Origin of the sequence: Pigmentiphaga litoralis (assembly GCF_013408655.1) — a bacterium.
Lineage (GTDB): Bacteria > Pseudomonadota > Gammaproteobacteria > Burkholderiales > Burkholderiaceae_B > Pigmentiphaga > Pigmentiphaga litoralis_A.
The window spans coordinates 53,718-79,156 of the sequence record NZ_JACCBP010000001.1 but is presented as its reverse complement, the minus strand read 5'-3'; the positions used below and the strand labels follow the sequence as shown (position 1 = coordinate 79,156).

Sequence of the window (25,439 nt, the reverse complement as noted above, 5' to 3'; positions counted from 1 at the left end):
CACGGTGTCGTCGTCTGCCCAGGATCCCCGTGATGCCCGCCGGCTGGCCGCCCTGGCCTACTACCAGATCGTCGACACCCCGCGCGAAGCCTCGTTCGATGAACTGGCCGAACTGGCCGCCGACCTATGCGGTGCGCCGATTGCCGTCGTCAACCTGATCGCCAGCCACCGGCAGTTCTTCAAGGCCGAAGTCGGCCTGGGCGTGCGCGAGACGCCGCTCGACAATTCGTTCTGTATCCACGCGCTGCTGGAAGACGAATTCCTGCTGGTGCCCGACGCCACGCAAGACGCACGGTTTGCCTGCAACCCCCTGGTGACGGGCGAACCGCATCTGCGCTTCTATGCGGGCGCCTTGCTCAAGACCGCCGACGGCGTGCCGATCGGCACCCTGTGCGTGCTGGACTACCAGCCGCGCACCCTGACCGCCCTCCAGCAGAAATCGCTGCGCGTGCTGGCCCGCCAGGTCATGGCGCAACTGGAACTGCGCCGCGAAGTGATCGAGCGCGATCGCGGCAACGACGAACTGACCCGGACCCGCAACGAGGCGGTAGACAGCGAAGCGCGCTTTCGCAACATGGCGGATTACGCGCCCGTCATGCTGTGGGTGACCGATGCCAACGGCGCCTGCACCTACCTGAACCAGCGATGGTATGACTTTACCGGCCAGACGCCGGCCGAGGCCGAAGGCCTGGGCTGGCTGGCCGCCACGCATCCGGACGACAGCCAGCGGACCGGGCAGATCTTCCTGGACGCCAATGCGACCCGCGTGCCGTTCCGCCTGGAATACCGGCTGCGGCATGCCGATGGGTCCTACCATTGGGCGATCGATGCTGCGCTGCCGAGATTTGGCGCCGATGGCACCTTTCTGGGCTACATCGGCTCGGTCATCGACATCCAGGACCGGCGCCACGCCGAAGAGCAGCTGCAGGCCAGCGAAGCGCGATACCGCACGCTGTTCAACTCGATCGAATCGGGGTTCTGCGTGGTGGAAGTCGATCTGTCGGGCGATCAGGTCGATTACAGGGTGGTCGAAGCCAATCCGGCGTTCTTCCAGCAGACCGGTTTTCCGCAAGCCATCGTCGACCAGTGGCTGCGCAAGGCGCTACCCAACCTGGAAGAGCACTGGTACGACGTGTACGGACGCGTGGCCCGCAGCGGCGAACCCATGCGGTTCGAGCAGGGGTCGGCTGCGCTGGAACGCTGGTTCGACGTGTTCGCGTTCCGAACCGGCCACGCGAGCGAGAGCCGTGTCGCGATCCTGTTCAACGATATTTCGGCCCGCCGCAAGGCCGAAGAAGCCCTGCGACAATTGAACGAAACGCTGGAACAGCAGGTGGCCGAGCGGACGGCCGAGCGCGACCGGATGTGGGCGACGTCGCCGGACCTGATGCTGGTGATTGATTTCAGCGGCGTGTTCCGCCAGGTCAACCCGGCCTGGACCACGATGCTGGGGTATGAGGCTGCGGAACTGATCGGCCGCCACGTGACCGAATTCGTCGTCAACGACGACCACGATGACACGATCCAGTCCTACCGGTCCGCCGCGGCGGGTGGACGCACCACCATCGTCAACCGTTACCACCACAAGAACGGATCGACGCGCTGGATTTCCTGGGTGGCCGCGCCCGCGGGGGACGTGACCTACGCCACCGGCCGCGACATTACCGCCGAACGCGAACAGGCGCTGGCGCTGGCCCAGACCGAAGAACAACTGCGGCAGGCCCAGAAGATGGAAGCCGTGGGCCAGCTGACCGGCGGCATCGCGCACGACTTCAACAATCTGCTGACCGGGGTCATCGGCTCGCTTGATCTGCTGCAGCGCCAGCTGGCGCGTGGCCAGACCGACAAGCTGGCGCGTTACGCCACCGCCGCCACCACGTCGGCCAATCGCGCGGCCGCCCTCACCCACCGCCTGCTGGCGTTTTCGCGCCGGCAGCCGCTGGACCCGAAGGCCGTCAACGCCAATCGGCTGGTCAGCGGCATGGAAGACCTGCTGCGCCGGACCATCGGCGAAAACATCGCTTTGGAAATCGTGACGGCCGGTGGCCTGTGGCAGTCCTTGTGCGATCCGCACCAGCTGGAAAGCGCCGTGCTGAACCTGGTGATCAACGGACGGGATGCGATGCCGGGCGGCGGCACGCTGACCATCGAAACCTGCAATGCCCACATCGACCTGGCCTACTCGGCGCGCCTGGGCAATGTGCGCCCCGGGCAGTACGTGTGCGTGTGCGTGACCGACACCGGTACAGGCATGACGAAGGAAACGATCGCGCGGGCCTTCGAACCCTTCTTTACGACCAAACCCATCGGCCAGGGCACGGGCCTGGGGCTGTCCATGATCTACGGATTCGCGCGTCAGTCCGAAGGCTACGCAAAGATCTATTCGGAAGTCGGCCAGGGCACCACCGTCAAACTGTATCTGCCCCGCTTCTATGGCGATGCCGACAGGCTGGATGACGAGCAGCGCGGCCTGGGCACCGCGCACGGCACCGATGCCGGCGAAGTCGTGCTGGTGATCGAAGACGAGACCGTGGTGCGCGACCTGGTGGTCGAAGTCCTGCAGGACCTGGGCTACCAGACGATCGAAGCCGCCGACGGCCCGTCCGGCCTCAAGGTGCTGCAGTCGGCCGCGCGCATCGACCTGCTGATCACCGACATCGGCCTGCCCGGCCTGAACGGCCGCCAGGTCGTCGACGCCGCGCGCCAGCAGCGGCCCGAACTCAAGGTGCTATTCATGACGGGGTACGCCGAAAACGCCACCATCGCGAACGGCTTCCTGGAACCCGGCATGCAGATGATCACCAAGCCGTTCGCGATCGATGCGCTGATGCTGCGGATACGGGACATGATCAAGGGTTGATCATGTCCCACGTTGTTGATGCTCGGACATGATCAAAGGTTGATGGGCCAACCATAAAAAAACCGCCCCAAGGTTGAAGACCTTGAGACGGTTTTTTGTCGAGCATTTGGTTGCGGGGACAGGATTTGAACCTGTGACCTTCGGGTTATGAGCCCGACGAGCTGCCAGACTGCTCCACCCCGCGTCTGAGAAAAGAAGTATATACCAACCGGTCCTTCGGGGCAAGCCGGCGGGCAGATCTCGCTAGTTACGCCCCTGACCTGACGCGTTCGGCCCACCCTGAGCGGGAAGTCTGCCTTAGATGGGAAGTCTGCCTTATATAATGCCGCCGGGCCGTCACCACGCCGTGGTTCCGCCTTTACAGGAGTCCTGCGCATGACGACCGCCATTTTCGCCACGGTCGCTTTTCTGGTGCTCGCCACGTCCTTCATGTCCGGCATTTTCGGCATGGCGGGCGGCATGGTGTTGATGGGCGCCCTGCTGCTGATGCTGCCGGTGGCGTCGGCCATGGTGCTGCAAAGCGCGATGCAGCTCACGTCCAATGGCTGGCGCGCCATTCTGTGGCGCGGGCATACCGAATGGCGCATCGTGGGCCGCTTTGCGATTGGCGCCACCCTGGCTTTTTGCGCCTTCCTGGCGGTGCAACTGGTGCCTAGCCGCGGCGTGGTGCTGCTGATCCTGGGTATCAGTCCCTTCGTGGCGCTGTTCGTGCCGCCGCGTTTCGCGCCGCAGGCCGAAGCCAAATGGGGCGCCGAAATCTGCGGATTCGTCTGCCAGACCTTGCAGTTCCTGAGCGGCGTGACGGGCCCGATCCTGGATATCTTTTTTGTGCGGTCGACCACCATGGACCGGCGCAAGGTGGTGGCGACCAAGGCAACCTGCCAGGTGCTGGGACACGGATCGCGGCTGATCTACTTTGGCGGCATCATGAACCAGCAGACCGTCACGCTGCACTGGCTGCAATGGGCGATACTGTTGGGATGCGCAGTAGCCGGCACCAGCCTGAGCCGGGTCGTGCTCGAACGCATGAGCGACCAGCAGTTCCGCAAATGGACGCGCGGCATTGTCCTGGGCGTGGCGTCGGTTTATCTTGTGCAAGGCGTCGCCAGTTTTTTATGAACACCCGTTCGCCGGATACCGCGGTTCACATTACCCGCGGCCATCGGCCAACGCTCACAGGGAACTTGCCATCCGGGCAACCGCCCGCTTGGATATGACATGACTGCTCCCCTTCGTACGGTCACCTATTTTCCCGCCCCGCGGGCCCAGCGCTTCTGCTCGCAGTGCGGCAGCGTGCTTGCGCGCCGCATTCCCGACGACGACAACCGCGTGCGCGATCTGTGCGACAACTGCGGCGCGATCCACTACCAGAATCCCCGCATGGTGCTGGGTACCGTGCCGATCTGGGGTGACCAGATCCTGCTGTGCCGCCGCGCGATCGAACCGCGCCACGGCTACTGGACCCTGCCGGCCGGCTTCATGGAACTGGGCGAAACGACCGAAGAAGGCGCCGCGCGCGAAACGCGCGAAGAAGCGGGCGCCACCTTCACGATGGGCGCCCTCTTCAGCATGATCGACATCCCGCATGTCGACCAGGTGCATATCTTCTACCTGGCCAACCTGACGCACGACCGGTTCGATCCAGGTCCGGAAAGCCTGGAAGCCAAGCTGTTCACTGAAGCCGAGATCCCCTGGGACGACCTGGCCTTCCGGTCGATTTCGACGACCTTGCGGCTGTTCTTTGCCGATCGGGCCGCCGGGCATTTCGACGTGCACAGCCAGGCGCTGAGTCACGGCATGATCCCGACGCCCGAAGAACCTGCATGAGGGCATCGTGAGTCAGGCTTCGCTTCGCCAACGGATGCCCGCGCTGCTGGGGCCCGATACGCCGTTTCCGCCGCTGGACTGCGCGCTGGTGTCCCCGGCGGGCTTGCTGGCGGTGGGCGCCGACCTGTCCGTGGCCCGGCTGCGCGATGCCTATTCGCACGGGATTTTTCCGTGGTTCCTGGAAGGCGAGCCTATCCTGTGGTGGAGTCCGGATCCGCGCATGGTGCTGTTTACCGACCGGTTTGCGCCGTCGCATTCGCTGCGCAAGAAGCTGCGGCAGGTGGACAGGGACGCGCGCTACGAAATCCGGGTCGACACCGCCTGCGCCGAGGTCATGCGCGCCTGCGCCGCCCCGCGCGACGGTCTGCAGCCCGCCACCTGGATTTCTCCGGCCATGCAGGCCGCCTATCTGGCCTGGCACCAGGAAGGCGGCGTGCATTCGATCGAAACGTGGATCGACGGGGAACTGGCCGGCGGCCTGTACGGCGTCAGCATCGGCCAGGCGTTTTTTGGCGAGTCGATGTTCACCCGGGTTCCCGACGCGTCCAAGATCGCCCTCGCCTACCTGGTTCGTTTCCTGTCCTTGCATGGCGTGCGCATGATCGACTGCCAGCAGGACACCCGGCATCTGACGTCGCTGGGCGGCGGCACAATTTCCCGCAGCGAATTCGAGTCCAAGCTTGTAGAATCGATAGGGATGCCGGGCGTGCCCTGGCATCCGGGCAGGATACTCGCCGATGGCCGGCTGATCTCCCTGTCTTCCGCGGTCCCTGCCGCGGCTTCCTACGGGGTTGACCAGTGACGTACCTCCGAGACCTGCCCTTCTCCGCTTTGCAGTTCTATGCGACGGCGCCGTATCCGTGCAGCTATCTCAGCGACCGCCTGGCGCGCTCGCAAGTCGCCACTCCCAGCCACCTGATCAACGCCGACGTGTATGCCGAGCTGGTGCGCGTGGGGTTCCGCCGCAGCGGCGTGTTCACCTACCGCCCGCATTGCGATGGCTGCCGGGCCTGCGTGCCCGTGCGTATTCCGGTGCACACCTTCACGCCGCGGCGCACCCAGCGCCGCACCTGGCGCAAACATGCCGACCTGCAGGTCTTCGTGGCCGAACTGGCGTACTCGGCCGAACACTACGCGCTGTACCTGCGTTACCAGTCCACTCGCCACAAGGGCGGCGGCATGGACCAGGACAGCCGCGACCAATACGCGCAGTTCCTGCTGCAAAGCCGGGTCAACACCCGCCTCGTCGAATTTCGCGACGCCGACGGCAAACTGCTGATGGTGTCGATCATGGACGTACTGGCCGACGGCCTGTCGTCCGTCTATACCTTCTACGATCCCGACCTGCATGGCAGCCTCGGCACGTGGAACATCCTCTGGCAGATCGAACAGTGCAAGCTGCTTGACCTGCCCTACCTGTACCTGGGCTACTGGATCGCCGAAAGTCCCAAAATGGCGTACAAGACGGCCTTCCAGCCCATCCAGGTCCTGGTCAATGGCGAATGGCAGACTTACGAGCCCGACTTCGCCCCCCTCCCGCCCACGCCTGCGTCACCCTCCGTGGTGACCATCCCCGTCTCGCACGTCGTCCATCCGCCTCGCGGCGGTCCGGGCGCCGACGGCAACCCTTCCTGATCGAACCCTTTCCTGATGTCCTTGCTTTTCCAAGCCTATCCGCTGGTCCGTCCCGCGCTGTTCTCTCTCGAGCCTGAAACCGCGCATCGCGTCACCATGACGTCCTTGCACACGGCGCACGACCTGGGTCTGACCCGCCTGTTCGGCGGCGCGCCCCACCAGCCCCGCCAATTGATGGGATTGACCCTGAAGAACCCGGTCGGCCTGGCCGCCGGCCTCGACAAGAACGGCGACCACATCGACGCATTGGGCAGCCTGGGCTTCGGCTTCATGGAAATCGGCACGGTCACGCCGCGTTCGCAGCCGGGCAATCCCCTGCCCCGCATGTTCCGCCTGCCGGCGGCGCACGCCGTCATCAACCGGATGGGGTTCAACAACGACGGGCTCGACACCTTCCTGGCCAACGTGCAGCGCAGCCGCTATCGCGCGCAGGGCGGCATCCTGGGCCTGAACATCGGGAAGAACCTGACCACGCCGATCGAAAACGCGGTCGACGACTACCTGACCTGCCTGGCCGGCTGCTACGACCATGCCGACTACGTGTCGATCAATGTGTCGTCCCCGAACACCAAGAATCTGCGCGCGCTGCAGGGCGCGGACGAACTGTCGTCCTTGCTGCAGCGGGTGCATGAAGCGCGGGAACGCCTGGCCGACCAGCATGGCCGGCGCGTGCCCCTGGTGGTCAAGATCGCCCCCGACCTGGACGACGGCCAGATCGACGCCATTGCCGACCTGCTGCCGCGCTACGGCATCGATGGCGTGGTCTCCACCAACACGACCCTGGGCCGCGATGCGGTCAAGGGCCTGGAACACGCGGCCGAAGCCGGCGGCCTGTCGGGTGCGCCAGTGCGCGACCTGTCGCTGCGGGTGATCTCGCGGCTGCGGGCGCAGGCCGGCAAGGGCCTGGCCATCATTGGCGTGGGCGGCATCCTGACGGGCAACGACGCGGCGGACAAGATTGCCGCTGGCGCCGACGCTGTCCAGATCTACACCGGCCTGATCTACCGCGGCCCGGCGCTGGTGCGCGAAAGCGCCAATGCGATCGCGACGCTTTCGGCCGACCACTGACACCTCGCATTCAAGGGACATCATGCAGACCACCCGGCTTGGCAACACCGACATTACTGTTTCGCGCATCTGTCTGGGCACGATGACCTTTGGCCAGCAGAACACCGAGGCCGACGCCCACGCGCAACTGGACTACGCCGTGGCGCAGGGCGTGAACTTCATAGATACGGCCGAAATGTACCCCGTGCGCCCCAGCGCCGAGACCTACACGCTGACCGAGCAGTACATCGGCCGCTGGATCGCCACGCAGCCGCGTGACAGCGTGGTGCTGGCCAGCAAGGTGGCGGGCCCGTCGCGGGGCATGCCCTGGGTGCGCAATGGCAAGCTCGACGCCGACAACATCCGCCAGGCCATCGACGCCAGCCTGAAACGCCTGCAGACCGATCACCTGGACCTGTACCAGATCCATTGGCCGGCGCGGAACGTGCCGAACTTTGGCCAGACGTCGTTCAATCCCGACAACGAACGCGAAGCCGAGAGCATCGACGCCCAGTTGCGGGTGATGGACGAACTGGTGCGCGCGGGCAAGATCCGCCACTTTGGCGTGTCCAACGAAAGCGCGTATGGTGTGATGGAATTCCTGCACCTGGCCGACAAGCACGGTCTGCCCGTCGTTGCGACCATCCAGAACCCGTACAGCCTGGTCAATCGCAGCTTTGAAGAAGCCCTGGACGAGGTGTGCTTTCGCACCGGCGTCGGCCTGCTGGCGTACAGCCCGCTCGGCTTCGGGCAGCTGACCGGCAAATACATCGACGATGAAAATGCCCATGGCCGCCTGAACGTGTTCGGCAAGGACTGGAGCCCGCGCTACCTGCGCGACAAGACGCTGGCCGCCACCCGGCGCTACATCGACATTGCGCGCCGCCATGGCCTGACGCCTACGCAACTGGCGCTGGGCTGGTGTTATTCGCGGTGGTTCGTCAACAGCACGATCATCGGGGCGACCACGCTGGCACAGCTCAAAGAGAACATCGACGCGCAGCACGTGGTGCTGACCGACGAGATCGTTGCGGAAGTGAACGCCGTCCACGAGCAGATCCGCAACCCGGCGCAGTAAAAGGGCAGGTTCCCGCAAGGGGGCCGGCTCCACCCAATGGCTTATCCTGTTTCACGATATGAGATAGAATTTGCGATTATTCGTGCAAAGACCTAGAGACACATGGCTGGACACTCTCCTATGACATCGGAAGGTCCTGCCGCGCCCGCGGCGGAAACCCGACCTCCGATCACCATCCAGGTCCTCGAGCGCACCATGCTGCTGCTGGATGCGCTGGCCAATCAGCCCGACCCGGTCAGCCTCAAGGAACTGGCGCTGACCACGGGCCTGCACCCGTCCACCGCTCACCGCATCCTGAACGACCTGGTCGCCGGACGGTACGTCGATCGTGTCGACAGCGGCATGTACTGTCTGGGCATGCGGCTGCTTGAACTGGGGCACCTGGTCAAAGGCCGCCTGAACATCCGCGACGCCGCGCTGGCGCCCATGCGCACCCTGCACCGGCTGACCGGCCAGACCGTCAACCTGTCGGTCCGCCAGGGCGATGAAATCGTCTACATCGACCGCGCCTACAGCGAACGCTCCGGCATGCAGGTGGTGCGCGCCATTGGCGGCCGCGCGCCGCTGCACCTGACGTCGACCGGCAAGCTGTTCCTGTCGGCGGACGACACACGGTCGATCCAGGCCTATGCGTCGCGTACCGGGCTGGTGGCGCATACCGACAACAGCGTCAAGGACCTGGGCATGCTGGAAGAAGAACTCGGGCAGGTCCGCGACCACGGCTACGCGCGCGACAACGAAGAACTGGAGCTGGGCGTGCGCTGTATTGCCGCGGGCATTCACGACGACTCGGGCAAGCTGATTGCCGGCCTGTCGATCTCGGCGCCTGCCGACCGCCTGCAGGACGCGTGGATCGACGCCCTGGTGGAAACCGCCAACCGGATTTCGGACGCCTTGGGCTACGAGCCTTCCACGCACGGCTGACCCGGCGGTCTGTCCGCCAACAAAAAGCCCCGCGGCACTGTCATGCCGCGGGGCTTTTTGCTGGATGGCGGGATCGCCGGGATCGCTGAAATCAGAGCGTGTTGTTGTGCGCCACTTCGCGCTGCAGCCACTGACGCACGCGGACGGCGTCGGCCGTGCGGGTGAACGAGCCGGCGGAATCCAGCAGCACGATGGCCAGCTGGCGGCCTTCGATGTTGGCCAGCATGACCAGGCAACGGCCTGCTTCGTTGATGAAGCCGGTCTTGGACACGGTAATGCCCCAGTCGGGCTTGCTGACCAGCTGGTTGGTGTTGCGGAAGGTTTGCGTGCGGCCGCGCACGTCGACCGAGTAGCTGGTGCTGGTGGTGTATTCGTGGATCAGCGGACGCAGCGCGGCGGTCTGCATCAGGCGGACCAGGTCACGCGCGCTGGACACGTTGCTGCTGGACAGACCGGTGGGCTCGACATAACGCGTGTCGTGCATGCCCAGCAGGCTGGCTTTGGCGTTCATGGCCTGCACGAAGGCCGGCAGGCCGCCCGGATAATTGCGGCCCAGGGCGCTGGCGGCACGGTTCTCGGAAGACATCAGCGCCAGGTGCAGCATGTCGGTGCGCGACAGACGCGTGCCGATGGCCAGGCGCGAGCCGGTGTTCTTGTACGTGTCGATGTCTTCGGTCGTGATCTCGAGCATTTCTTCAAGGTCGAGATTGGCGTCGACAACGACCAGCGCCGTCATGAGCTTGGTGATCGACGCGATCGGCACGATGGCGGCGTCGTTCTTGGCGAACAGGACGTCGGACGAGTTCAGGTCCTGCACGAAGGCAGTGCTGGAACGCAGCGAGAGCTGGCCGCTGGAGACCGATTCATCGTGGTCCAGCGACGACATGGGACCGAAAGAGGCGCGGCGCACCGAAGCGACCACGGCGGCCTGGCCGGCGCCCTTGGCGGACGCCACGGCGCGGGACGACTTCTTGACCACGACGGCCGTCTTGCTGGCCGCCTTGGCGGTGGTTTTCTTTGCGACGACCTTGGCCTTGCTGGAAGCAGGCGTTGCCGTGGCCTTGGCCTTGGACTTTTTTGCCGTTGCCTGGGAAGACGACGTGGCAGCGGTGGAAACGGCCGGCAAGCCGACCGCAATACTCGACGCGCAAAGCAATGCGATTGCGAAAGCCCGATTCAAACTGCGCGCCATGTGTCCTCCGGTAACGATTCTGTCCAGGCGACGCAGCTTATCAGATTTCGAACCGGAATTGTCCATGAAATGAACGACTTACAACGCTATTTTTATAACTTGCTTGATCCCATGCGTGCTTAAAAAAATGGCGGAACGGGTCAAACCCGGTCCGCCATCCTTCAAACCTCAATCAAATCAAGGCGATCAGTCGGCGTAGACGCCGGCTTTCTTGATGATCGCGCCCCACTTGGCGGTCTCGCTCTTGACATGCTTGTCGAGCGCAGCCGGGCTGGCCTGGTCGGCCAGGACGATCGCGCCCAGTTCGGTCATGCGGTTCTTGAAGGCCGGATCGGCCAGGCCTGCCTTGAGCGCGGCCTGGACCTTGTCGACCACCGGCTGCGGCGTGCCCTTGGGCGCCCACAGACCGTGCCAGATACCCACTTCAAAGCCCTTCAGGCCGGATTCGTCCATGGTCGGCAGGTCAGGCAGGCTTGGCACGCGGGCCTTGCTGGTCACGGCATAGGCCTTGACCTTGTTGGCCTTGATCTGGCCAGTCGTGTTGGTCGTCTGGTCGCACATGAAGTCCACCTGTTTGCCCAGGATGTCGTTCATGGCAGGCGCCGTGCCCTTGTACGGGATGGTCTGCAGTTCGGTGCCGATCGTGCTGGTGAAGATCAGGCCGCACAGGTGCGAGGCCGAACCGATACCGGCGTTGGCCATCGACAGCTTGGCGTTGTTGGCCTTCACGTAAGCCAGGAATTCGGCAAAGTTGTTGGCCGGGAAGTTGTCGCGCGCGATCATCGTCATCGGCACGTCGACCGTCAGGCCCACCGGCGCGAAATCGTTCGCGGCGTCATAGCTCAGCTTGCGATACAGCGCGGGCGCCGTCGAAAAGCCGATGTGCATCAACAGCAAGGTATAGCCGTCGTTCTGGGCCTTGGCGACACGCGCCGTGCCGATCGTGCCGCCGGCGCCGGCGACGTTTTCCACCACGATGGTCTGGCCCAGCGTCTTGCGCATGGATTCGGCCAGCGAGCGCGCCACGACGTCGGTCGGACCGCCTGCGGCGAATGGCACGATCATCGTGACCGGCTTGGATGGATAGTTCTGGGCCATTGCCAGCCCTGGCGCCAACGCCGCCACACCCGCTGCCATGACCGAGGCAACCGCCACGGACATCATCTTTCTACGCAATGTCATCCCACTTCTCCGCTTATCGAATTTATTGACTGGAGCACGTAGTGCCTACAGCCTTGCGTGGGAGTTTACGGGAAGCCCGACCGGTTGACGGCTAGCTGAACACTATCGTTTCCCCTGAGCCCAGGCCACCCCGACAGCGGACACGACCAGACCCAGGATCATCACCAGCGTCAACGGCTCTCGGAAGAGGAGCCACGCCATCACGGCGGTCACCCCGGGCGTCAGATACATCAGGCTGGCGACACGTGTGGCGGCGCCGCGACGAATCAGCAAAAAGAGCAGCGACACGCTGCCGATCGATAGCGCCAGTACCGACCACGCCAGCGCGCCGATGAACTGCGGCGTCCACATCACGTCGCGGGTTTCGAACAGGAAGGCAAAGGGCAAGGTCACGACCAGCGCGGCGCCGAACTGCAGCGCGCTGCCCACCCGCAGGTCGATCGCGGGGCAAAAACGGCGCTGGTAGATCGTGCCGGCGGTGATGGACACCAACCCCAGGATCGCCCACGATAGACTGACCGGCGTCAGTTCGTTACCCAGGCGATTGCCGACCACCATGGCGACGCCCACCAGGCCGAGCGCCAGGCCGGCCCACTGACGCAGGTTGGGACGGTCGCCCAGCCACTGCCCCAACACGGCGGTCAGCACCGGCTGCATCCCGACGATCAGCGCGGCCAGCCCCGCGCCCATGCCCAGCTTGATGGCCGCCCAGACGCCGCCCAGATAGCCCGCCTGCAGCAGGATGCCGGCAATCGCCATGTGCATGCCTTGCCGCCGCGACGGCCACGCGCTGCGCGCCAGCAGGGCCAGGGGCGCCATGATGATCAGCACGCCAATGAAGCGCAGCGCCAGGAAGGTGGCGGGCTCGGCGTAAGGCAGGCCGAAACGCGCGACGACAAAGCCGGTGCTCCAGGTCAGGACGAAGAATGGAGAAACCAGGCGGGACAGCAGCGTATCGGCCACGATGGACCTCAGGCGACAGGGAGCCGGAAGTGTAACGGGGTGCGCAAACGGCTGCTCAGCCAGGCTGAATGCAAGCTGAACGCGCTGCGTTCTCGCGATGCAACATAAAATTCATCGAACGCAAAAAAAAAGTTTTCGGACCGGGGATCTGGCTTCAGTGCAGGGTCTTCCCAGGGAGAGGGCCCCCGACCGGGCGTGGGCAACCTTGTAGCTGTTGCCGGGACCACGGATAGCGACCCTTGACACCGTGGTTTCCGTCCCTAAAATGGGTATTGTGCATTGCAACATCGCCGGTTCAGACCAGGGTGTGGCAGGCAACGCGGTCACCGAGAGCGTGACCACCAACATATGTAGATCGGGGATTTCGGGATGACCGGATGCTCTCATGACCGATCTCTGAAATCCACGACCGACCCAGGAGTCAACATGTCCGCTACCCCAGAACGCGCCCTCGCCAGCCAGAAAGCCCTTTTCGATGCTTTCCTGGTCGCCAACAACACCGCCTTCGCCGGCTTCGAAAAGCTGGTCGACCTGCACGTGAAGGTTGCCAAGGCAACGCTCGACGAAATGTCGATCAAGGCACAGGAAGCGTTCGAACTGAAGGATGGCCAGGAAGCCATGGCCTTCACCGCCTCGCTGGCTCAGCCTAACGCCGAAAAGGCGCTGGCCTACAGCAAGCATGTCTATGACATCATGGCTGGCGTGCAAAGCGAATTTGCCAAGCTGAGCGAAGCCCAGGTGGCCGCCCAGCAACAACAGATGATCGACGTCGTCGACCAGATGTCCAAGTCGGCCCCGGCCGGTTCGGAAAGCGCCATCGCCATGATCAAGTCGTCGCTGGCTACCGCCACGTCGGCCTATGATTCGGTCAGCAAGGCTGCCAAGCAGGCCGCCGAAGTTGCCGAGTCGAACATGACCGCCGCGACCAACGCCACGTTCAAGGCTGCCAGCGATACGGCTGCCCGCACGTCGCGCGTCCGCAAGGCCGCTACCGCCGCAGCGTAATTGCCACGGCCGGATTTGCGCGGGGTAAGTCACTGACTTGCAACGCGCAGAACCAAAGAAAAAGACCCGCCTCGGCGGGTCTTTTTTTGTGTCCGGATTGCGTCGCGGCGGATGCGCGCCACGGCGGGCGCGCGTTCCGGTCAAGCCGCCCCGAACGTTCCGCCCAGGCGCCTGGCTTCGTCCTTCAGGAACTCTAGCGCCACGGCGGCCTGTTCGGGCTCGCCCTTCACACCCAGTTCGATGTGGTTGCGCCCTGCCCCACCCATGCTCGGCAGGCTGAAGGCCTTGATGGCGGGCCAGCGCGTTTCCAGCGCTTCCATCACGGGCGTGATGGTGGACTCGGCCAGCTCATACACCAGGAAGGAATGTTCCACATGCGGAGCCTTGTGGTGCAGGTCGGCGTAGCGGTGGTCCAGCGTCCATTCGATCATCGGCCAGGCCATGACCGGAAAGCCCGGCACGAAGGTGTGGTCGTGAATGAAAAAGCCGGGGATCTTGTTGTACGGGTTCGGCACGATCTCGGCGCCCTGGGGGAACTCGCCCATGCGCAGACGCTGGCGGTTTTCCGGCGTGGTCATGTCGGCGCTGCCCTTGCCTTGCGCGGCGGATTCGGCCATGCGCTGGCCGATCAGGTCGGCGGCTTCGGGGTGCAGCACCGTTTCGACGCCCAACGCGGCCGCGACGGCCTGGCGCGTGTGGTCGTCGGGGGTGGCGCCAATGCCGCCGCACGAGAAGACGATGTCGTCGCTGGCCAGGCTGCGGCGATAGGCGTCCACCAGCTTTTCGCGGTCATCGCCAATGAACTGCGCCCATGACAGCTGCAGCCCGCGGGCACTGAGAAGTTCGACGACCTTGGCAAAGTGCCGGTCCTGGCGACGACCCGACAGGATTTCGTCACCGATGATGAAGAGCCCGATCTGACGTTGAGCGGGCGATGATGTTTGTGTCATGGTTGTGTTTCGCTGCGCAGACGACGCAGCGCCTCGAGGCCAAAGTGCGAAAACATGAGCGCCGATAGGACCGGCAGCAGGAACCATGCAGGCGGCACAAGGAAATTGATCAGGGCGCAAATGGTGCCTAGCGCCCAGAAGCCCCGGTTGTGCCGTGCCTGCAGAATCTTACGCTCTTGTGGCGTCGCGTGATCGGCCAACGCGTCCAGCCGCATGATCTTGGTGAAGGCAAATGCCCACCAGCCCACGTGGGCCACGATGGCCAGCGGCGGGACCATCCACAGCGGCAGCGACAATACCCATCCCACCGCGAAGACGACCATGACCCAGGTGGCGTTCCACAGGCTGGGGAAGAACACGTGGCCACCCAGGCGCTGCAGGCCGGGGTAGTCGCGTTCGTTCAGGTGCCGCAGCACAAGAGGCATGACGAAGATCGCCGCGGCGACCAGACCAAGGATGCCCGCGATGGGCAGCAGGATGATGCCGACCACGATGGGGATCAGCATTCCGTCCACCGCGCCAAGCGTGACGTTGTAGCTTGACGCCGCGCTTTGCAGCCAGTCGCTCAGGGTGGCGCCAAAGAACCAGAGGAGCGCGATGGCGCTGATCACCGCCACGAAGAGCGGCAACAGCAGGGCCAGCAGCATGGGCCCGCGGCACTGCGACCTGAGCGCGCGGCCGATCGCCAGGCCGACGCCTTCGAAACCGGCGGACCGAACGACCACGGGCAAAGCTTCAGGGTGAGTACTCATTGCGCGCTGTCATCCGTACGAGTCAGGGGAACGCCAGTATGCCGCACTGCACAGGCATAATAGCTGCAGAAACGTAGCCTTCCGTTACCCCGCCAATGACCGCTTCCGCGCCTGTTTACCTGCCCGATACCGATACCGACCTGATTGCTGAAAAGCTGTCTAGCGAAGCGTCTTTGCTCGTTGCGTGCCTGTGCGCCGAGTGGTGCGGAACCTGCCGGGAATACCTGCCCCGTTTTACCGACCTGGCGGCATCGCTGCCGCAGCATGTGTTCGTCTGGGTGGATGTCGAGACACATCCTGAATTGCTCGATGACGATGACATCGAAGATTTCCCGACGCTGTTGATCCAGGACGCCACGCGGACCCGGTTCTATGGGCCGATGCTGCCGCACATCGGGCACCTGGAACGGATGATCGAGGCGATCATGGCGGATCCCACCGGTGTTGACGTAGCTCCGGCTGCGCCGAGGCTACGCATGAAGTTGAGCCCCGAGTAAGCTTCGCATTAACGTTGGATGGCTTCCCATGCTTTTTGCAGGCGTTTGACGGATACGGGCATGGGGGTGCGCAGTTCTTGCGCGAACAGGGCGACGCGCAGTTCTTCGATCATCCAGCGGAATTCGTCCAGGCGGGCGTCGTCGACGCCTTTGCGGGCGGCTTTGGCGCGCTGGTAGGGCGTGAGCAACTGGCCGAGTTCACCCAGCAGCTTGGCATCGCGGGCCGGATCGGCGCGCAGTTTGTCGACGCGGGCCTGGGCGGCCCTCATGTAGCGCGGGTAGTGCACCAGCTGCGTATACGGCGTTTCGCGTACGAACCATTTGGGCATCAGCGCCCGCATCTGCTGTTCGATATCGGCATGCGATGCCGCGTGGCCCCGTGCCTGCGGCAGCTTGCGCATGACGGCGGCCCACTCGGTCAGGATGGTCGACACCAGCCGCGCGATTTCCTGCGCGAGCAGGCCCAATCGGCCCTTGCCTTCGTTGCGGCGGGCCGTGAACGAGGCGGCATCGGTCGGCCACGGATCGCCCAGGCAGGCCTGCGCCAGGGCGGTGTCGATGATCTGGTCGCGCAGTTCTTCCTGCGTTCCCAGCGGCAGATACAGCATGCTCATTTGCGTGAGCCCGTTCAGGTTCTTTTCCAGGAACTTGACCTGCTCTTTCAGTTGCAGGCGGAACAGGCGCAGCAAGCCCGCGCGGTGATGACGCAGCGCTTCGGCCGGATCGTCGAACACGTCCAGGTCGCACGATGTGCCCTTGTCCACCAGTGCCGGATAGCCGATCACCGACAGGCCGCCGCGCTTGATCTCCAGCAGTTCCGGCAACGGGCCAAAGGTCCAGTCCGTCAGGCCTTCGTGGGCCAGGGCCTGCGCCACCTGCTTGTCGCGCGACGCCACCTGCTGGAAGGTGGCCTGCGCCTCGCGCCCCAGTTCACCTTTCAGCTGCGCCAGGTTCCGGCTCATGGACAGCATGCGGCCATTTTCATCCAGCACGCGGAAGTTCATGAACAGGTGGGCCGGCAACGTTTCCAGCTTGAAGTCGGGCGGCGCGAGCTGAAGGGTTTTCTGTTCGCGCACGTCGGCAATCAGCGTCTCGATCAGGCCACGGTCGGGCTTCACGGCGACTTCGAACCAACGGTCGAAAAAGCCCGCGGCATACTCGGGCAAGGGCACGCAATGCCGGCGCAATTTCTGCGGCAAGGACTTCAGCAGCAGATGCACCTTTTCCTTCAGCATGCCCGGCACCAGCCATTCACAACGGGTCGCGTCCAGTTGATTGAGCGCGAACAGCGGCACCGACAGCGTCACGCCATCGCGCGGGGACCCGGGCTCGAAGTGGTAGTCGAGCGCCATGTCGATGCCATGCAAGGACAGCATCTTGGGAAACACGTCGGTCGTCACGCCGGCGGCTTCATGCCGCATCAGCTCGTCACGCGACAGGAACAGCAGCCGGGATTTGTCACGCTCGGGCGTGGCGGTCTGGTCCCGATACCACTTTTCCAGCGTGGCCAGCTGATGCACGTCGGCCGGAATTTGCCGGTCGTAGAAGGCGTAGATCAGTTCATCGTCGACCAGAATGTCGGGCCGGCGCGACTTGTGTTCCAGCTTTTCGATCTCGGCGAACAGCTTCTTGTTGTGCGCAATGAAGGGCAGCTTGGTGTCGATGTCGCCCGTCACCAGCGCCTGGCGAATGAACAACTCGCGCGCATGCGACGGGTTGATCCGCCCGTAGTTCACGCGGCGGCCGGAATAGATGATCAGGCCATACAGGGTCGCGCGTTCGTTCGCGACCACCTGCCCTTCCTTCTTTTCCCACCGCGGATCGGACCAGTTCTTGTTCAGCAGATGCTTGCCGGCCCGTTCGATCCAGACCGGGTCGATCTTGGCGATCGTGCGCGCGAACAGGCGGGACGTCTCGACCAGTTCACCCGCAACCACCCAGCGGCCCGCCTTGCGCGCCAGCCGCGAACCCGGATGAATGTAGAAGCGGATGCCGCGCGCGCCCAGGTACTGCGCGTCTTCTTCAGCCTTGTAGCCCAGGTTGCCCAGCAGGCCCGCGAGCAGGGCCTGGTGGACTTGTTCCAGGGTGGCCGGGGCCTCGTTCAGGCGCCAGCCCTGCTCGCCCACCACCGACGCCAGTTGCGCGTGGATGTCGTGCCATTCGCGCATGCGCACCGGCGACAAAAAGCTCTGGCGCAGCGTGTCGACCAGCTTGCGCTGCGACTGCTTGTGCGCGACCGCGTCGTTGTACCACTGCCATAACTTCAGGAAAGCCATGAACTCGGAACGTTCGTCGGCAAACTTGGCATGCGCCTGGTCGGCCGCTTCCTGTGCTTCTTGCGGGCGATCGCGCGGGTCCTGTACCGACAGGGCCGACGCAATGATCAGCATTTCGGACAGGCACGCGTTTTCGCGGGCGGCCAGGATCATGCGGCCGATGCGCGGGTCCACGGGCAGGCGCGCGAGTTCACGTCCTACCGGCGTCAGCGTATTGCTGTCATCGATGGCGCCCAGTTCCTGCAGCAGGTGGTAGCCATCGGCAATCGCCCGGCCCGGCGGCGCTTCGACAAAGGGGAAGTCTTCAATATCGTCGAGCTTGAGCGCCTTCATCCGCAGAATGACGCTGGCCAGCGACGCGCGCAGGATTTCGGGGTCCGTGAACGGCGCCCGCAACGCAAAGTCGTCTTCTTCGTACAGACGGATACAGACGCCCGGCCCGAGACGGCCGCATCGGCCGGCCCGCTGGTTGGCGGAAGCCTGGCTGACCGGCTCGATATGCAGCTGTTCGACCTTGTTGCGCCACGAATAGCGCTTCATGCGCACCAGGCCGGTGTCGACCACGTAGCGGATGCCTGGCACGGTCAACGATGTTTCGGCCACGTTGGTGGCGAGCACGACCCGCCGGCCGCTGCCCTTGGGGTGAAAGACTTTTTCCTGGTCGGCCTGCGACAGGCGCGCAAACAGTTGCAGCACTTCGGTGCCGGGCGGATGGTGTTTGCGCAGCGCCTCGGCCGCCTCGCGGATTTCGCGTTCGCCCGGCAGGAAGACCAGGATGTCGCCGGCGCCGTGGCGCGCGCACTCGTCCACCGCGTCGACGATCGCGTCGATCATGTCCTTTTCTTCGTCGCGCGACAGGTTTTCCTTTTCGCGCTTTTCCTTGCGGGGGGCGGTGTCGGGGTTGCCGCTGGCGTTAGGATCCTGGCCGCGCGGCGTGTCGATGCCGCGATAGCGGACTTCGACCGGGTACAGGCGGCCCGACACTTCAATGACCGGCGCGCGGTCATGCCCTGGCGACGCAAAGTGGGTCGCAAAACGGTCGGCGTCGATCGTCGCCGACGTGATGATCAGCTTCAGGTCCGGGCGGCGCGGCAGCAGTTGCTTCAGGTAGCCGAGCAGAAAGTCGATGTTCAGGCTGCGTTCATGCGCCTCATCGATAATGATCGTGTCGTAGGCCCGCAGCCAGGGGTCGCGCTGCGACTCGGCCAGCAGAATGCCGTCCGTCATCAGCTTGATCGATGCGCCCGCTTCGGTGCGATCGTTGAAGCGCACCTGGTAGCCAACCACCTGGCCGAGCGGTGTGTTCAGTTCCTGGGCGATGCGGCGGGCGACGGACGTGGCGGCCAGCCGGCGCGGCTGGGTGTGGCCGATCATGCCGGTGCTGCCGCGGCCCAGTTCCAGGCAGATCTTGGGCAGCTGGGTAGTCTTGCCGGACCCGGTTTCGCCGGACACGATGATGACCTGATGCGCCGCCAGGGCCTTCGCGATGTCGTCGCGGCGGGCGCTGACGGGCAGTTCCTCGGGGTAGGTGATCGCGGGGACGGGATTGCGGGTGCGCGGCGGGCGGGGCGCGTTGCGGTCGGCGCGGTCGACGCGGTCGCGGCGAGGCTCACGCGGAGCTTTCGGGTCGCGTGGCGGGCGGGGATCGCGCGACGCGTTGGGATCGCGCGGCGGACGCGGTTCGCGCGGCGCGTTGGGATCTCGCGGCGGACGCGGTTCGCGCGACGCGTTCGGGTCGCGCGGCGGGCGGGGCTGACCCTCGGGGCGGCCCGTGCGCGCGCCGCGGCCGGCGCGATCGCCCCCGGGTGTCGTGGCGTCACCGCCAGCAGGCGCACGCGCCGGGGTGGCAGCGCCCGCGCCTGCGCTTGTGATCGTCGTCGCGCCTACCGTGTCCGGATTGCGTCGGGAAGGGTCCTGCTTGCCTGAGTGTTCTGCCATAACCGCTACTTTTGATAACCCCTCATTATAAATTTCCTGGGCGCCGCGTCGAACCCACACGCTAGTGTCCCGCATCATATAATTCCGCGATGACCGCCCCTGCCCTGACTCCGCCCCTGACTCCCGCCGACCCCGACGTGCACGCCCAGTTCGTGCAATGGTTCCGAGAGGTCGCGCCCTATGTGCACGCCTTCCGAGGCAAGACCTTCGTGGTGGCGTTCGGCGGGGAACTGGTCCAGGCCGGCGCCCTCAGCGTGCTGATCCAGGATCTGTCGCTGCTCAGCGCCCTGGGCGTCCGCCTGGTGCTGGTGCACGGCTCGCGTCCCCAGGTCAACGAACAGCTGCGGCTCAAGGGCATCGACTTCCAGTTCGACCGCGGCCTGCACATCACCGACGCCGCGGCGCTCGAGTGCGCCAAGGAAGCCGCCGGCGAAATCCGGCTCGACATCGAAGCGGCGTTCAGCCAGGGCCTGCCCAACACCCCCATGTCGCACGCGCACATCCGCGTCGTCTCGGGCAACTTCATTACCGCGCGGCCAGTCGGCGTGATCGACGGCATCGACTACCGCCACACCGGACTGGTCCGCAAGGTCGACGCCGAAGCCCTGCAATTCGTCATCAACCACGGGTCCATCGCCTTGCTGTCGCCGCTGGGCTTTTCGCCGACCGGTGAAGCGTTCAACCTGGCGATGGAAGAACTGGCCACCAGCGTGGCCGTTGCCCTGCGCGCCGAAAAGCTGATCTTCCTGACCGATGCGCCTTCCATCATGGACCCCGAAGGCAATGTCGACACCGAACTGGCGCGCGACGACGCCGACGCGCTGGTCGCGACCGGTGACATCGACCCCGGCACCACGGTTGTGCTTCGCCACGCGTCCCGCGCGGTCAAGCTTGGCGTGGCCCGTGCCCATCTGATCCCGTTCGACATGGACGGCGGCGTCCTGCTCGAGATCTTTACGCATGACGGCGTCGGCACCATGGTGGTTGAAGACCTGCTCGACGACCTGCGCCCCGCCACCATCGACGATGTCGGCGCCATCGTGCAGCTGATCGAACCGCTGGAAACCGACGGCACCCTGGTGCGACGCGGCCGCGGCAGCATCGAACGCGACGTTGAAAAATTCTCGGTTGCCGAGCACGACGGCGTGATTTTCGGCTGTGTGGCGCTGTATCCCTACCCCGCCGAAAAGATGGCCGAAATGGCCTGCCTGACCGTCAACTCGCAATGGCAGGGCACCGGCGAAGGCGACAAGCTGCTGCGCCACGTCGAATCGCGCGCCCGCGCCGTCGGCATTACGCGCCTGTTCGTGCTGACGACCCGCACCGCGCATTGGTTCATCAAACGCGGGTTTGTTCCTGCAAGTGTGTCCGATCTGCCAAAAGACAAGCAGTCGCACTACGATCGCAACCGTAACAGTCAGGTGTTCATCAAACGGCTGGGGTGACGCGGCGGCCAGCTGCCCTGCCCTTGGCGCGGCTCGCCGCTATCACCTTTCCCCGCGCGAGCCGATGCGGCTTCACAAAATCGCAGGTCTGCCGCACCGCGCTGAAGAGTGCGCGGGCGACGCCGCTGGTTTCGTCGGGCCGGTGCACCAGGTAATAGTCGAGCCAGGGCACCTTGCGTGCCGTGCGCAACTGGCACAGGTCGCCGCGATCGCGCAGCGGTGAAAAGTGCGCCACCGGCAAAAAGCCGATACCCAGTCCCGCAACGACCATATCGGCAATGGCGGCCAGGCTGTTGCTGGCCAGGGTGCGGTGGATCGACAGGCCATTGCTGTGGGACCACGCGTCAAAGATCGGCGTGAGCCCCGACCCCGCGCTTTGCACCAGCACCGGATGCGTGGCCAGCAGCGCCGGCGTCAGGGATGCGCGTTCACCTACCAGTTCCGGTGATGCCATCCACGCAAATTCCACCTTGCTGAGCGGTTCGCTGACCAGGCTGCGGTCGGGCGAACGCATGGGCATGACGGCAAAGTCGATGGCGCCCGCCAGCAGCTTCTCGTGCAGGCCCATCGACACATCCACATCGGGCTCGAGCACCACCCCCGGATGCTGGTCGCGCAGCGACGCGACCAGTTCGGGCAGCCAGGTCATGGCCACCAGTTCGGTAATGCCGAAGCGGCAGTCGCCGACCAGCTCGGCCTGCGCGCCATCCATCTCCTGGATCTCGGTTTGCAACGCAAGCATGCGGCGTGCTTTCTCCAGCAGGCTGCGCCCCTGCGCGGTGACTTGCGGCCGATAACCGTCGCGGTCGAACAAGCGCATGCCCAGCACGCTTTCCAGTTCGGCCACCCGTTTGGACAACGCCGATTGCGTCATGTGCAGCTTGACCGCGGCGGCCGAAAAGTTGCCCAGCACGGCCGACCAGTAGAAGGCTTCGAGTTGCCTGAGCGTCATGACAGTCTTCCTTTTTTTCTTAGTGTAGTCCGACTTTTAATCGCTTTTTTTATTGGCTCGGGCTGACCTATATTGGCCGACATTCTTATAAATTTGCATGGAGACACCGTGTCGAACGGCTTTCGCGTCCTCCCCCGCGTCCCTGGCGACCCCGCCCTGGTTGAACTCTTTCGTGACCTGCCGGTTGCCAACATCAGCGACAGTCTGCATCGCATGTCGGGCGCCCTTGGCCTGCAACCGCGGCATCGCGGCGGCTACCTGCTTGGAACGGCCCTGACGGTCAAGGTGCGGCCTGGCGACAACCTGATGATCCATCGCGCCCTGCAACTGGGCCAGCCCGGCGACGTGCTGGTGGTCGATGGCGGCGGCGTGGTCGAACGCGCGCTGATCGGCGAAATCATGAAACGCGTGGCGCAGGCCCGCGGCTTTGCGGGCTACGTCATCGATGGTGCGATTCGCGACGCGCAGGCCTTTGCCGATGACGACTTCCCCTGCTATTCGCGCGGCATCACCCATCGCGGCCCGTACAAGGATGGCCCCGGGGAAATCAATGTGCCCGTCAGCATTGGCGGCGCGGTCGTGCATCCGGGTGACATTGTCGCGGGCGATCGTGACGGCGTGGTGTTCATCCCGCCGGCCGATGCGCGCGAAGTCGCCGCAGCGACCCGCAAGAAAGGCAGCGACGAAGTCGCGACCATGGCCAGCATTGCCGATGGCACGTATGACGATGCCTGGGTGCAGGAATTCCTGGCGAGCAAAGGACTGCGCTGATCTGCACCCCCAACAATAATTGACGGAGACCCCATGACCTTGCGTTGCCCCACCCTGCTTTCCCCGACCCTGCGACTGAACCTGACACGCGCCGTGCTGGCCGTGTCGACGGCCGTGGCCCTGCCGCTGGCCGCGACCCTGCCAACCCTGGCGCACGCCCAGAGCTACCCGAACCAGCCGATCCGGCTGGTCGTGCCGTGGCCCCCGGGCGGCGCGACGGACGCCATCGCGCGCTTCATTGCGCAGCCGCTGTCGCACCGCCTGGGCCAGACCGTTGTGGTTGACAACAAACCCGGTGCGGGCGGCAACATCGGCACCGAACAGTTCGTGCGCTCGCGCAACGACGGCTATACGTTGCTGATGGCAACCAGTTCGACCAATGCCGCCAACCCCAGCCTGTACGCGCGCCTGGGCTTCGATCCGGTCGCCGACTTTGCGCCCATCGTGTACGTGGCCACCGTGCCGAACATCCTGGAAGTGCCGGAAAACTCGCCGCATAAAACGGCCAAGGACCTGATTGCCTACGCCAAGAAGCATCCAGGTGAACTGACCTACGGGTCGGGCGGCGTCGGCTCGTCGCAGCACCTGGCCGGGTCCATGCTCAAGAACGCAGCCAAGATCGACATCCTGCACGTGCCCTACAAGGGCAGCGCGCCGGCGGTGGCCGACCTGATGGGTGGCCAGACGTCGATGATGCTGGATACCGGTTCGCTCGGACAGGTGCGTGCCGGCAAGTTGAAGGCGCTGGCCGTTGCGTCGAAAACGCGCCTGCCCATGCTGCCCGACGTGCCCACCTTCGACGAGATCGGCGTCCCGGGCATGCACGCCGGGGCCTGGTACGGCTTCATGGCCCCGGCTGGCACGCCCGCGCCCATCATTGAACGGCTCAACACCGAGATCAATGCGATCCTGAAGACGCCCGAAACCCGCAAGCAGTTGCTGGAACTGGGCGCCGAGATCGGCGGTGGCACGGCGCAGGAATTCGGCGCGTTCTCCAAGGCCGAGATCAAACGGTACGCCGACATCGTCAAGCAGTCGGGCGCCAAGCTCGAATAAACGTTCAGCAAAGGCCGGCGCTCATTGCTCCGGCCGCAGCGCCTTGGCGATCTCCTGGATCGCCGTCCGAAACCAGATATGCCCCGGGTCGCGATGGCTCAGTTCGTGCCAGTACATGCTGATGTCCGGGTCAGCCAGCTTGAACGGCGGCTTGACGATACGGATCGGCAACGAACTGGCGGCTTCGTTGGCGATGCGGATCGGCACGGTCGCGATCATGTCGGTGGCCGCCACCACGGCCGGCACGATCAGGATGTTGGGCACACGCATTGCGCTGGGCAGGTAGTGGTGCCCGGTGGCCAGCGCCTGGCTGACCGACGCTTCCATTGACCGGTAGGACACCGTGTCGGCCCCCCACAGCACGTGCGGATACTTCAGATATTGCTTGATGGTCATGCGCGCGCGGATCTCGGGATGCGTTGCGCTGACGATGCAGCACGCGCGCTGCGGGTAGACCAGCGTCTTGCGCAGGTCGGGCGGCGCGTGATGGATGTTGCTGATGGTCACGTCGCATTCCTGGTCACGCAGCGCTTCCACGGTGTGCCGCATGTCGGCCGGTTGCACCAGCAGGCGCACGCCCGGCGCCTGCTTGCGCAGGAAGGCGGCAATCGGCGGCGTGAACAACAGCGCCAGGCCTTCGGTGGCCAGGATGCGGAACTGGCGCGTGGACGTGGCGGGATCGAAATCCTTGCTGCGCACGCGGTTGGGTTCCAGCAGTTCCAGCGCCTGGTGCGCGCGTTTGGCCAGTTCCAGCGCCTTGGGGGTGGGGACCATGCCCTTGGCCGTGCGCACCAGCAAAGGGTCGTCGAACAGGATGCGCAGGCGGGCCAGCGCGGCGCTCATGGTGGACTGGCCCACGCCCATGCGTTCCGCCGCGCGGCTGACATGACGTTCCTGCACCAGGGCTTCGAACTGCGCCAGCAGCTGAAGGTTGATGGGCGTTACCGCAGACGATCGCACCATGGCCACGCTCCGCAAGGGCACCGCGTTATCGATTGCAGTCGATATTACTATTGACCCGGCCCTATCGATTCGCCGGCCCGCGCGCGCTTAAATCCGGTCCATGGCCCCTTGGGGGCCGATTACCGG

Annotated in this window: 21 protein-coding genes and 1 tRNA gene; 13 read left to right on the top strand and 9 right to left on the bottom strand. The window is 64.8% G+C overall.

What is annotated here, in order from left to right; translation table 11 throughout:
- Positions 1-4: 4 nt before the first annotated feature.
- Complete coding sequence (locus HD883_RS00355) at positions 5-2,860, top strand: PAS domain S-box protein (protein WP_179588370.1); 2,856 nt, start codon at positions 5-7, stop codon at positions 2,858-2,860.
- 107 nt (positions 2,861-2,967) lie between these two features.
- Here the strand turns inward: HD883_RS00355 and HD883_RS00350 are convergent.
- Positions 2,968-3,044: transfer RNA gene (locus HD883_RS00350), tRNA-Met, on the bottom strand.
- A 191-nt stretch (positions 3,045-3,235) separates the two neighbouring features.
- Between HD883_RS00350 and HD883_RS00345 the strand changes: the two genes are divergently transcribed.
- The 7 genes from HD883_RS00345 (at position 3,236) to HD883_RS00315 (ending at position 9,371) form a co-directional block, all read left to right on the top strand.
- Positions 3,236-3,979: a sulfite exporter TauE/SafE family protein gene (locus tag HD883_RS00345; protein WP_179588371.1), complete on the top strand. Its 744-nt coding sequence runs from the start codon at positions 3,236-3,238 to the stop codon at positions 3,977-3,979.
- Between the two features lie 99 nt (positions 3,980-4,078).
- Positions 4,079-4,687: an NUDIX hydrolase gene (locus HD883_RS00340; protein ID WP_179588372.1), complete on the top strand. Its 609-nt coding sequence runs from the start codon at positions 4,079-4,081 to the stop codon at positions 4,685-4,687.
- A 34-nt stretch (positions 4,688-4,721) separates the two neighbouring features.
- Positions 4,722-5,489 carry a leucyl/phenylalanyl-tRNA--protein transferase gene (gene aat / locus HD883_RS00335; protein ID WP_179588809.1) on the top strand — a complete coding sequence of 256 codons (768 nt, stop codon included), beginning with the start codon at positions 4,722-4,724 and terminating at the stop codon, positions 5,487-5,489.
- Positions 5,486-6,322 (top strand): arginyltransferase, encoded by an 837-nt coding sequence (locus HD883_RS00330; protein WP_179588373.1) that lies wholly within the window; start codon positions 5,486-5,488, stop codon positions 6,320-6,322. The genes aat and HD883_RS00330 overlap by 4 nt, the downstream gene beginning before the upstream one ends.
- 15 nt (positions 6,323-6,337) lie before the next feature.
- Positions 6,338-7,390, top strand: coding sequence for a quinone-dependent dihydroorotate dehydrogenase (locus HD883_RS00325; RefSeq protein WP_179588374.1), 1,053 nt, complete (start codon positions 6,338-6,340; stop codon positions 7,388-7,390).
- 22 nt (positions 7,391-7,412) lie between these two features.
- The gene (locus HD883_RS00320; protein ID WP_179588375.1) at positions 7,413-8,447 is read left to right on the top strand and encodes an aldo/keto reductase; all 1,035 of its coding nucleotides are present in this window, start codon (positions 7,413-7,415) and stop codon (positions 8,445-8,447) included.
- Positions 8,448-8,567: 120 nt separating this feature from the next.
- Positions 8,568-9,371 (top strand): IclR family transcriptional regulator, encoded by an 804-nt coding sequence (locus tag HD883_RS00315; protein ID WP_257021932.1) that lies wholly within the window; start codon positions 8,568-8,570, stop codon positions 9,369-9,371.
- 91 nt (positions 9,372-9,462) lie between these two features.
- On the opposite strand, the gene pbpG is transcribed toward HD883_RS00315, so the two are convergent.
- The 3 genes from pbpG to HD883_RS00300 form a co-directional block, all read right to left on the bottom strand.
- Positions 9,463-10,563 carry a D-alanyl-D-alanine endopeptidase gene (pbpG, locus tag HD883_RS00310; RefSeq protein ID WP_179588377.1) on the bottom strand — a complete coding sequence of 367 codons (1,101 nt, stop codon included), beginning with the start codon at positions 10,561-10,563 and terminating at the stop codon, positions 9,463-9,465.
- Between the two features lie 186 nt (positions 10,564-10,749).
- Positions 10,750-11,745: a tripartite tricarboxylate transporter substrate binding protein BugD gene (locus tag HD883_RS00305; RefSeq protein WP_373563286.1), complete on the bottom strand. Its 996-nt coding sequence runs from the start codon at positions 11,743-11,745 to the stop codon at positions 10,750-10,752.
- 102 nt (positions 11,746-11,847) lie between these two features.
- Positions 11,848-12,708, bottom strand: coding sequence for a DMT family transporter (locus HD883_RS00300; RefSeq protein WP_373563285.1), 861 nt, complete (start codon positions 12,706-12,708; stop codon positions 11,848-11,850).
- A gap of 426 nt (positions 12,709-13,134) precedes the next feature.
- Here HD883_RS00300 and HD883_RS00295 point away from each other — a divergent pair, with 426 nt between their 5' ends.
- Entirely contained in the window at positions 13,135-13,713 is a 579-nt protein-coding gene (locus HD883_RS00295) for a phasin family protein (protein ID WP_179588378.1), read from the top strand.
- A 140-nt stretch (positions 13,714-13,853) separates the two neighbouring features.
- Here HD883_RS00295 and HD883_RS00290 read toward each other — a convergent pair whose 3' ends face one another.
- Positions 13,854-14,663: a competence/damage-inducible protein A gene (locus tag HD883_RS00290; RefSeq protein ID WP_179588379.1), complete on the bottom strand. Its 810-nt coding sequence runs from the start codon at positions 14,661-14,663 to the stop codon at positions 13,854-13,856.
- Positions 14,660-15,415 carry an EI24 domain-containing protein gene (locus HD883_RS00285; RefSeq protein ID WP_179588380.1) on the bottom strand — a complete coding sequence of 252 codons (756 nt, stop codon included), beginning with the start codon at positions 15,413-15,415 and terminating at the stop codon, positions 14,660-14,662. Before HD883_RS00285 ends, HD883_RS00290 begins: the two co-directional genes overlap by 4 nt.
- 95 nt (positions 15,416-15,510) lie before the next feature.
- On the opposite strand from HD883_RS00285, the gene HD883_RS00280 reads away from it, so the two are divergent.
- On the top strand, positions 15,511-15,912 hold the full coding sequence (locus tag HD883_RS00280) for a thioredoxin family protein (RefSeq protein WP_179588381.1): 402 nt from the start codon (positions 15,511-15,513) through the stop codon (positions 15,910-15,912).
- 8 nt (positions 15,913-15,920) lie between these two features.
- Here the strand turns inward: HD883_RS00280 and hrpA are convergent, their stop codons facing one another.
- Positions 15,921-20,126: an ATP-dependent RNA helicase HrpA gene (gene hrpA, locus HD883_RS00275; RefSeq protein ID WP_306455910.1), complete on the bottom strand. Its 4,206-nt coding sequence runs from the start codon at positions 20,124-20,126 to the stop codon at positions 15,921-15,923.
- Positions 20,127-20,215: 89 nt separating this feature from the next.
- Between hrpA and argA the strand changes: the two genes are divergently transcribed.
- A complete protein-coding gene (argA, locus tag HD883_RS00270; RefSeq protein WP_179588383.1) occupies positions 20,216-21,571 on the top strand; it encodes an amino-acid N-acetyltransferase in 1,356 nt (451 codons plus the stop codon).
- On the opposite strand, the gene HD883_RS00265 is transcribed toward argA, so the two are convergent.
- The gene (locus HD883_RS00265; protein WP_179588384.1) at positions 21,555-22,523 is read right to left on the bottom strand and encodes a LysR family transcriptional regulator; all 969 of its coding nucleotides are present in this window, start codon (positions 22,521-22,523) and stop codon (positions 21,555-21,557) included. The two genes, argA and HD883_RS00265, sit on opposite strands and share 17 nt — an antisense overlap.
- A gap of 108 nt (positions 22,524-22,631) precedes the next feature.
- Between HD883_RS00265 and HD883_RS00260 the strand changes: the two genes are divergently transcribed.
- Positions 22,632-23,294, top strand: coding sequence for an RraA family protein (locus HD883_RS00260; protein ID WP_179588385.1), 663 nt, complete (start codon positions 22,632-22,634; stop codon positions 23,292-23,294).
- 33 nt (positions 23,295-23,327) lie between these two features.
- Positions 23,328-24,350, top strand: a complete 1,023-nt coding sequence (locus tag HD883_RS00255) for a Bug family tripartite tricarboxylate transporter substrate binding protein (protein WP_179588386.1) — start codon at positions 23,328-23,330, stop codon at positions 24,348-24,350.
- Positions 24,351-24,371: 21 nt separating this feature from the next.
- Here HD883_RS00255 and HD883_RS00250 read toward each other — a convergent pair whose 3' ends face one another.
- Positions 24,372-25,313 (bottom strand): LysR family transcriptional regulator, encoded by a 942-nt coding sequence (locus tag HD883_RS00250; protein WP_179588387.1) that lies wholly within the window; start codon positions 25,311-25,313, stop codon positions 24,372-24,374.
- Positions 25,314-25,439 lie beyond the last annotated feature (126 nt).

What these genes read in the sequence shown, in the direction of transcription:
- HD883_RS00345 (WP_179588371.1), top strand. Translation starts at nt 3,236, where the DNA reads ATGACGACCGCCATTTTCGCCACGGTCGCTTTTCTGGTGCTCGCCACG.
- HD883_RS00340 (WP_179588372.1), top strand. Translation starts at nt 4,079, where the DNA reads ATGACTGCTCCCCTTCGTACGGTCACCTATTTTCCCGCCCCGCGGGCC.
- aat (WP_179588809.1), top strand. Translation starts at nt 4,722, where the DNA reads ATGCCCGCGCTGCTGGGGCCCGATACGCCGTTTCCGCCGCTGGACTGC.
- HD883_RS00325 (WP_179588374.1), top strand. Translation starts at nt 6,338, where the DNA reads ATGTCCTTGCTTTTCCAAGCCTATCCGCTGGTCCGTCCCGCGCTGTTC.
- HD883_RS00320 (WP_179588375.1), top strand. Translation starts at nt 7,413, where the DNA reads ATGCAGACCACCCGGCTTGGCAACACCGACATTACTGTTTCGCGCATC.
- HD883_RS00315 (WP_257021932.1), top strand. Translation starts at nt 8,568, where the DNA reads ATGACATCGGAAGGTCCTGCCGCGCCCGCGGCGGAAACCCGACCTCCG.
- pbpG (WP_179588377.1), bottom strand. Translation starts at nt 10,563, where the DNA reads ATGGCGCGCAGTTTGAATCGGGCTTTCGCAATCGCATTGCTTTGCGCG.
- HD883_RS00305 (WP_373563286.1), bottom strand. Translation starts at nt 11,745, where the DNA reads ATGACATTGCGTAGAAAGATGATGTCCGTGGCGGTTGCCTCGGTCATG.
- HD883_RS00295 (WP_179588378.1), top strand. Translation starts at nt 13,135, where the DNA reads ATGTCCGCTACCCCAGAACGCGCCCTCGCCAGCCAGAAAGCCCTTTTC.
- HD883_RS00290 (WP_179588379.1), bottom strand. Translation starts at nt 14,663, where the DNA reads ATGACACAAACATCATCGCCCGCTCAACGTCAGATCGGGCTCTTCATC.
- HD883_RS00285 (WP_179588380.1), bottom strand. Translation starts at nt 15,415, where the DNA reads ATGAGTACTCACCCTGAAGCTTTGCCCGTGGTCGTTCGGTCCGCCGGT.
- HD883_RS00280 (WP_179588381.1), top strand. Translation starts at nt 15,511, where the DNA reads ATGACCGCTTCCGCGCCTGTTTACCTGCCCGATACCGATACCGACCTG.
- hrpA (WP_306455910.1), bottom strand. Translation starts at nt 20,126, where the DNA reads ATGGCAGAACACTCAGGCAAGCAGGACCCTTCCCGACGCAATCCGGAC.
- argA (WP_179588383.1), top strand. Translation starts at nt 20,216, where the DNA reads ATGACCGCCCCTGCCCTGACTCCGCCCCTGACTCCCGCCGACCCCGAC.
- HD883_RS00265 (WP_179588384.1), bottom strand. Translation starts at nt 22,523, where the DNA reads ATGACGCTCAGGCAACTCGAAGCCTTCTACTGGTCGGCCGTGCTGGGC.
- HD883_RS00255 (WP_179588386.1), top strand. Translation starts at nt 23,328, where the DNA reads ATGACCTTGCGTTGCCCCACCCTGCTTTCCCCGACCCTGCGACTGAAC.
- HD883_RS00250 (WP_179588387.1), bottom strand. Translation starts at nt 25,313, where the DNA reads ATGGTGCGATCGTCTGCGGTAACGCCCATCAACCTTCAGCTGCTGGCG.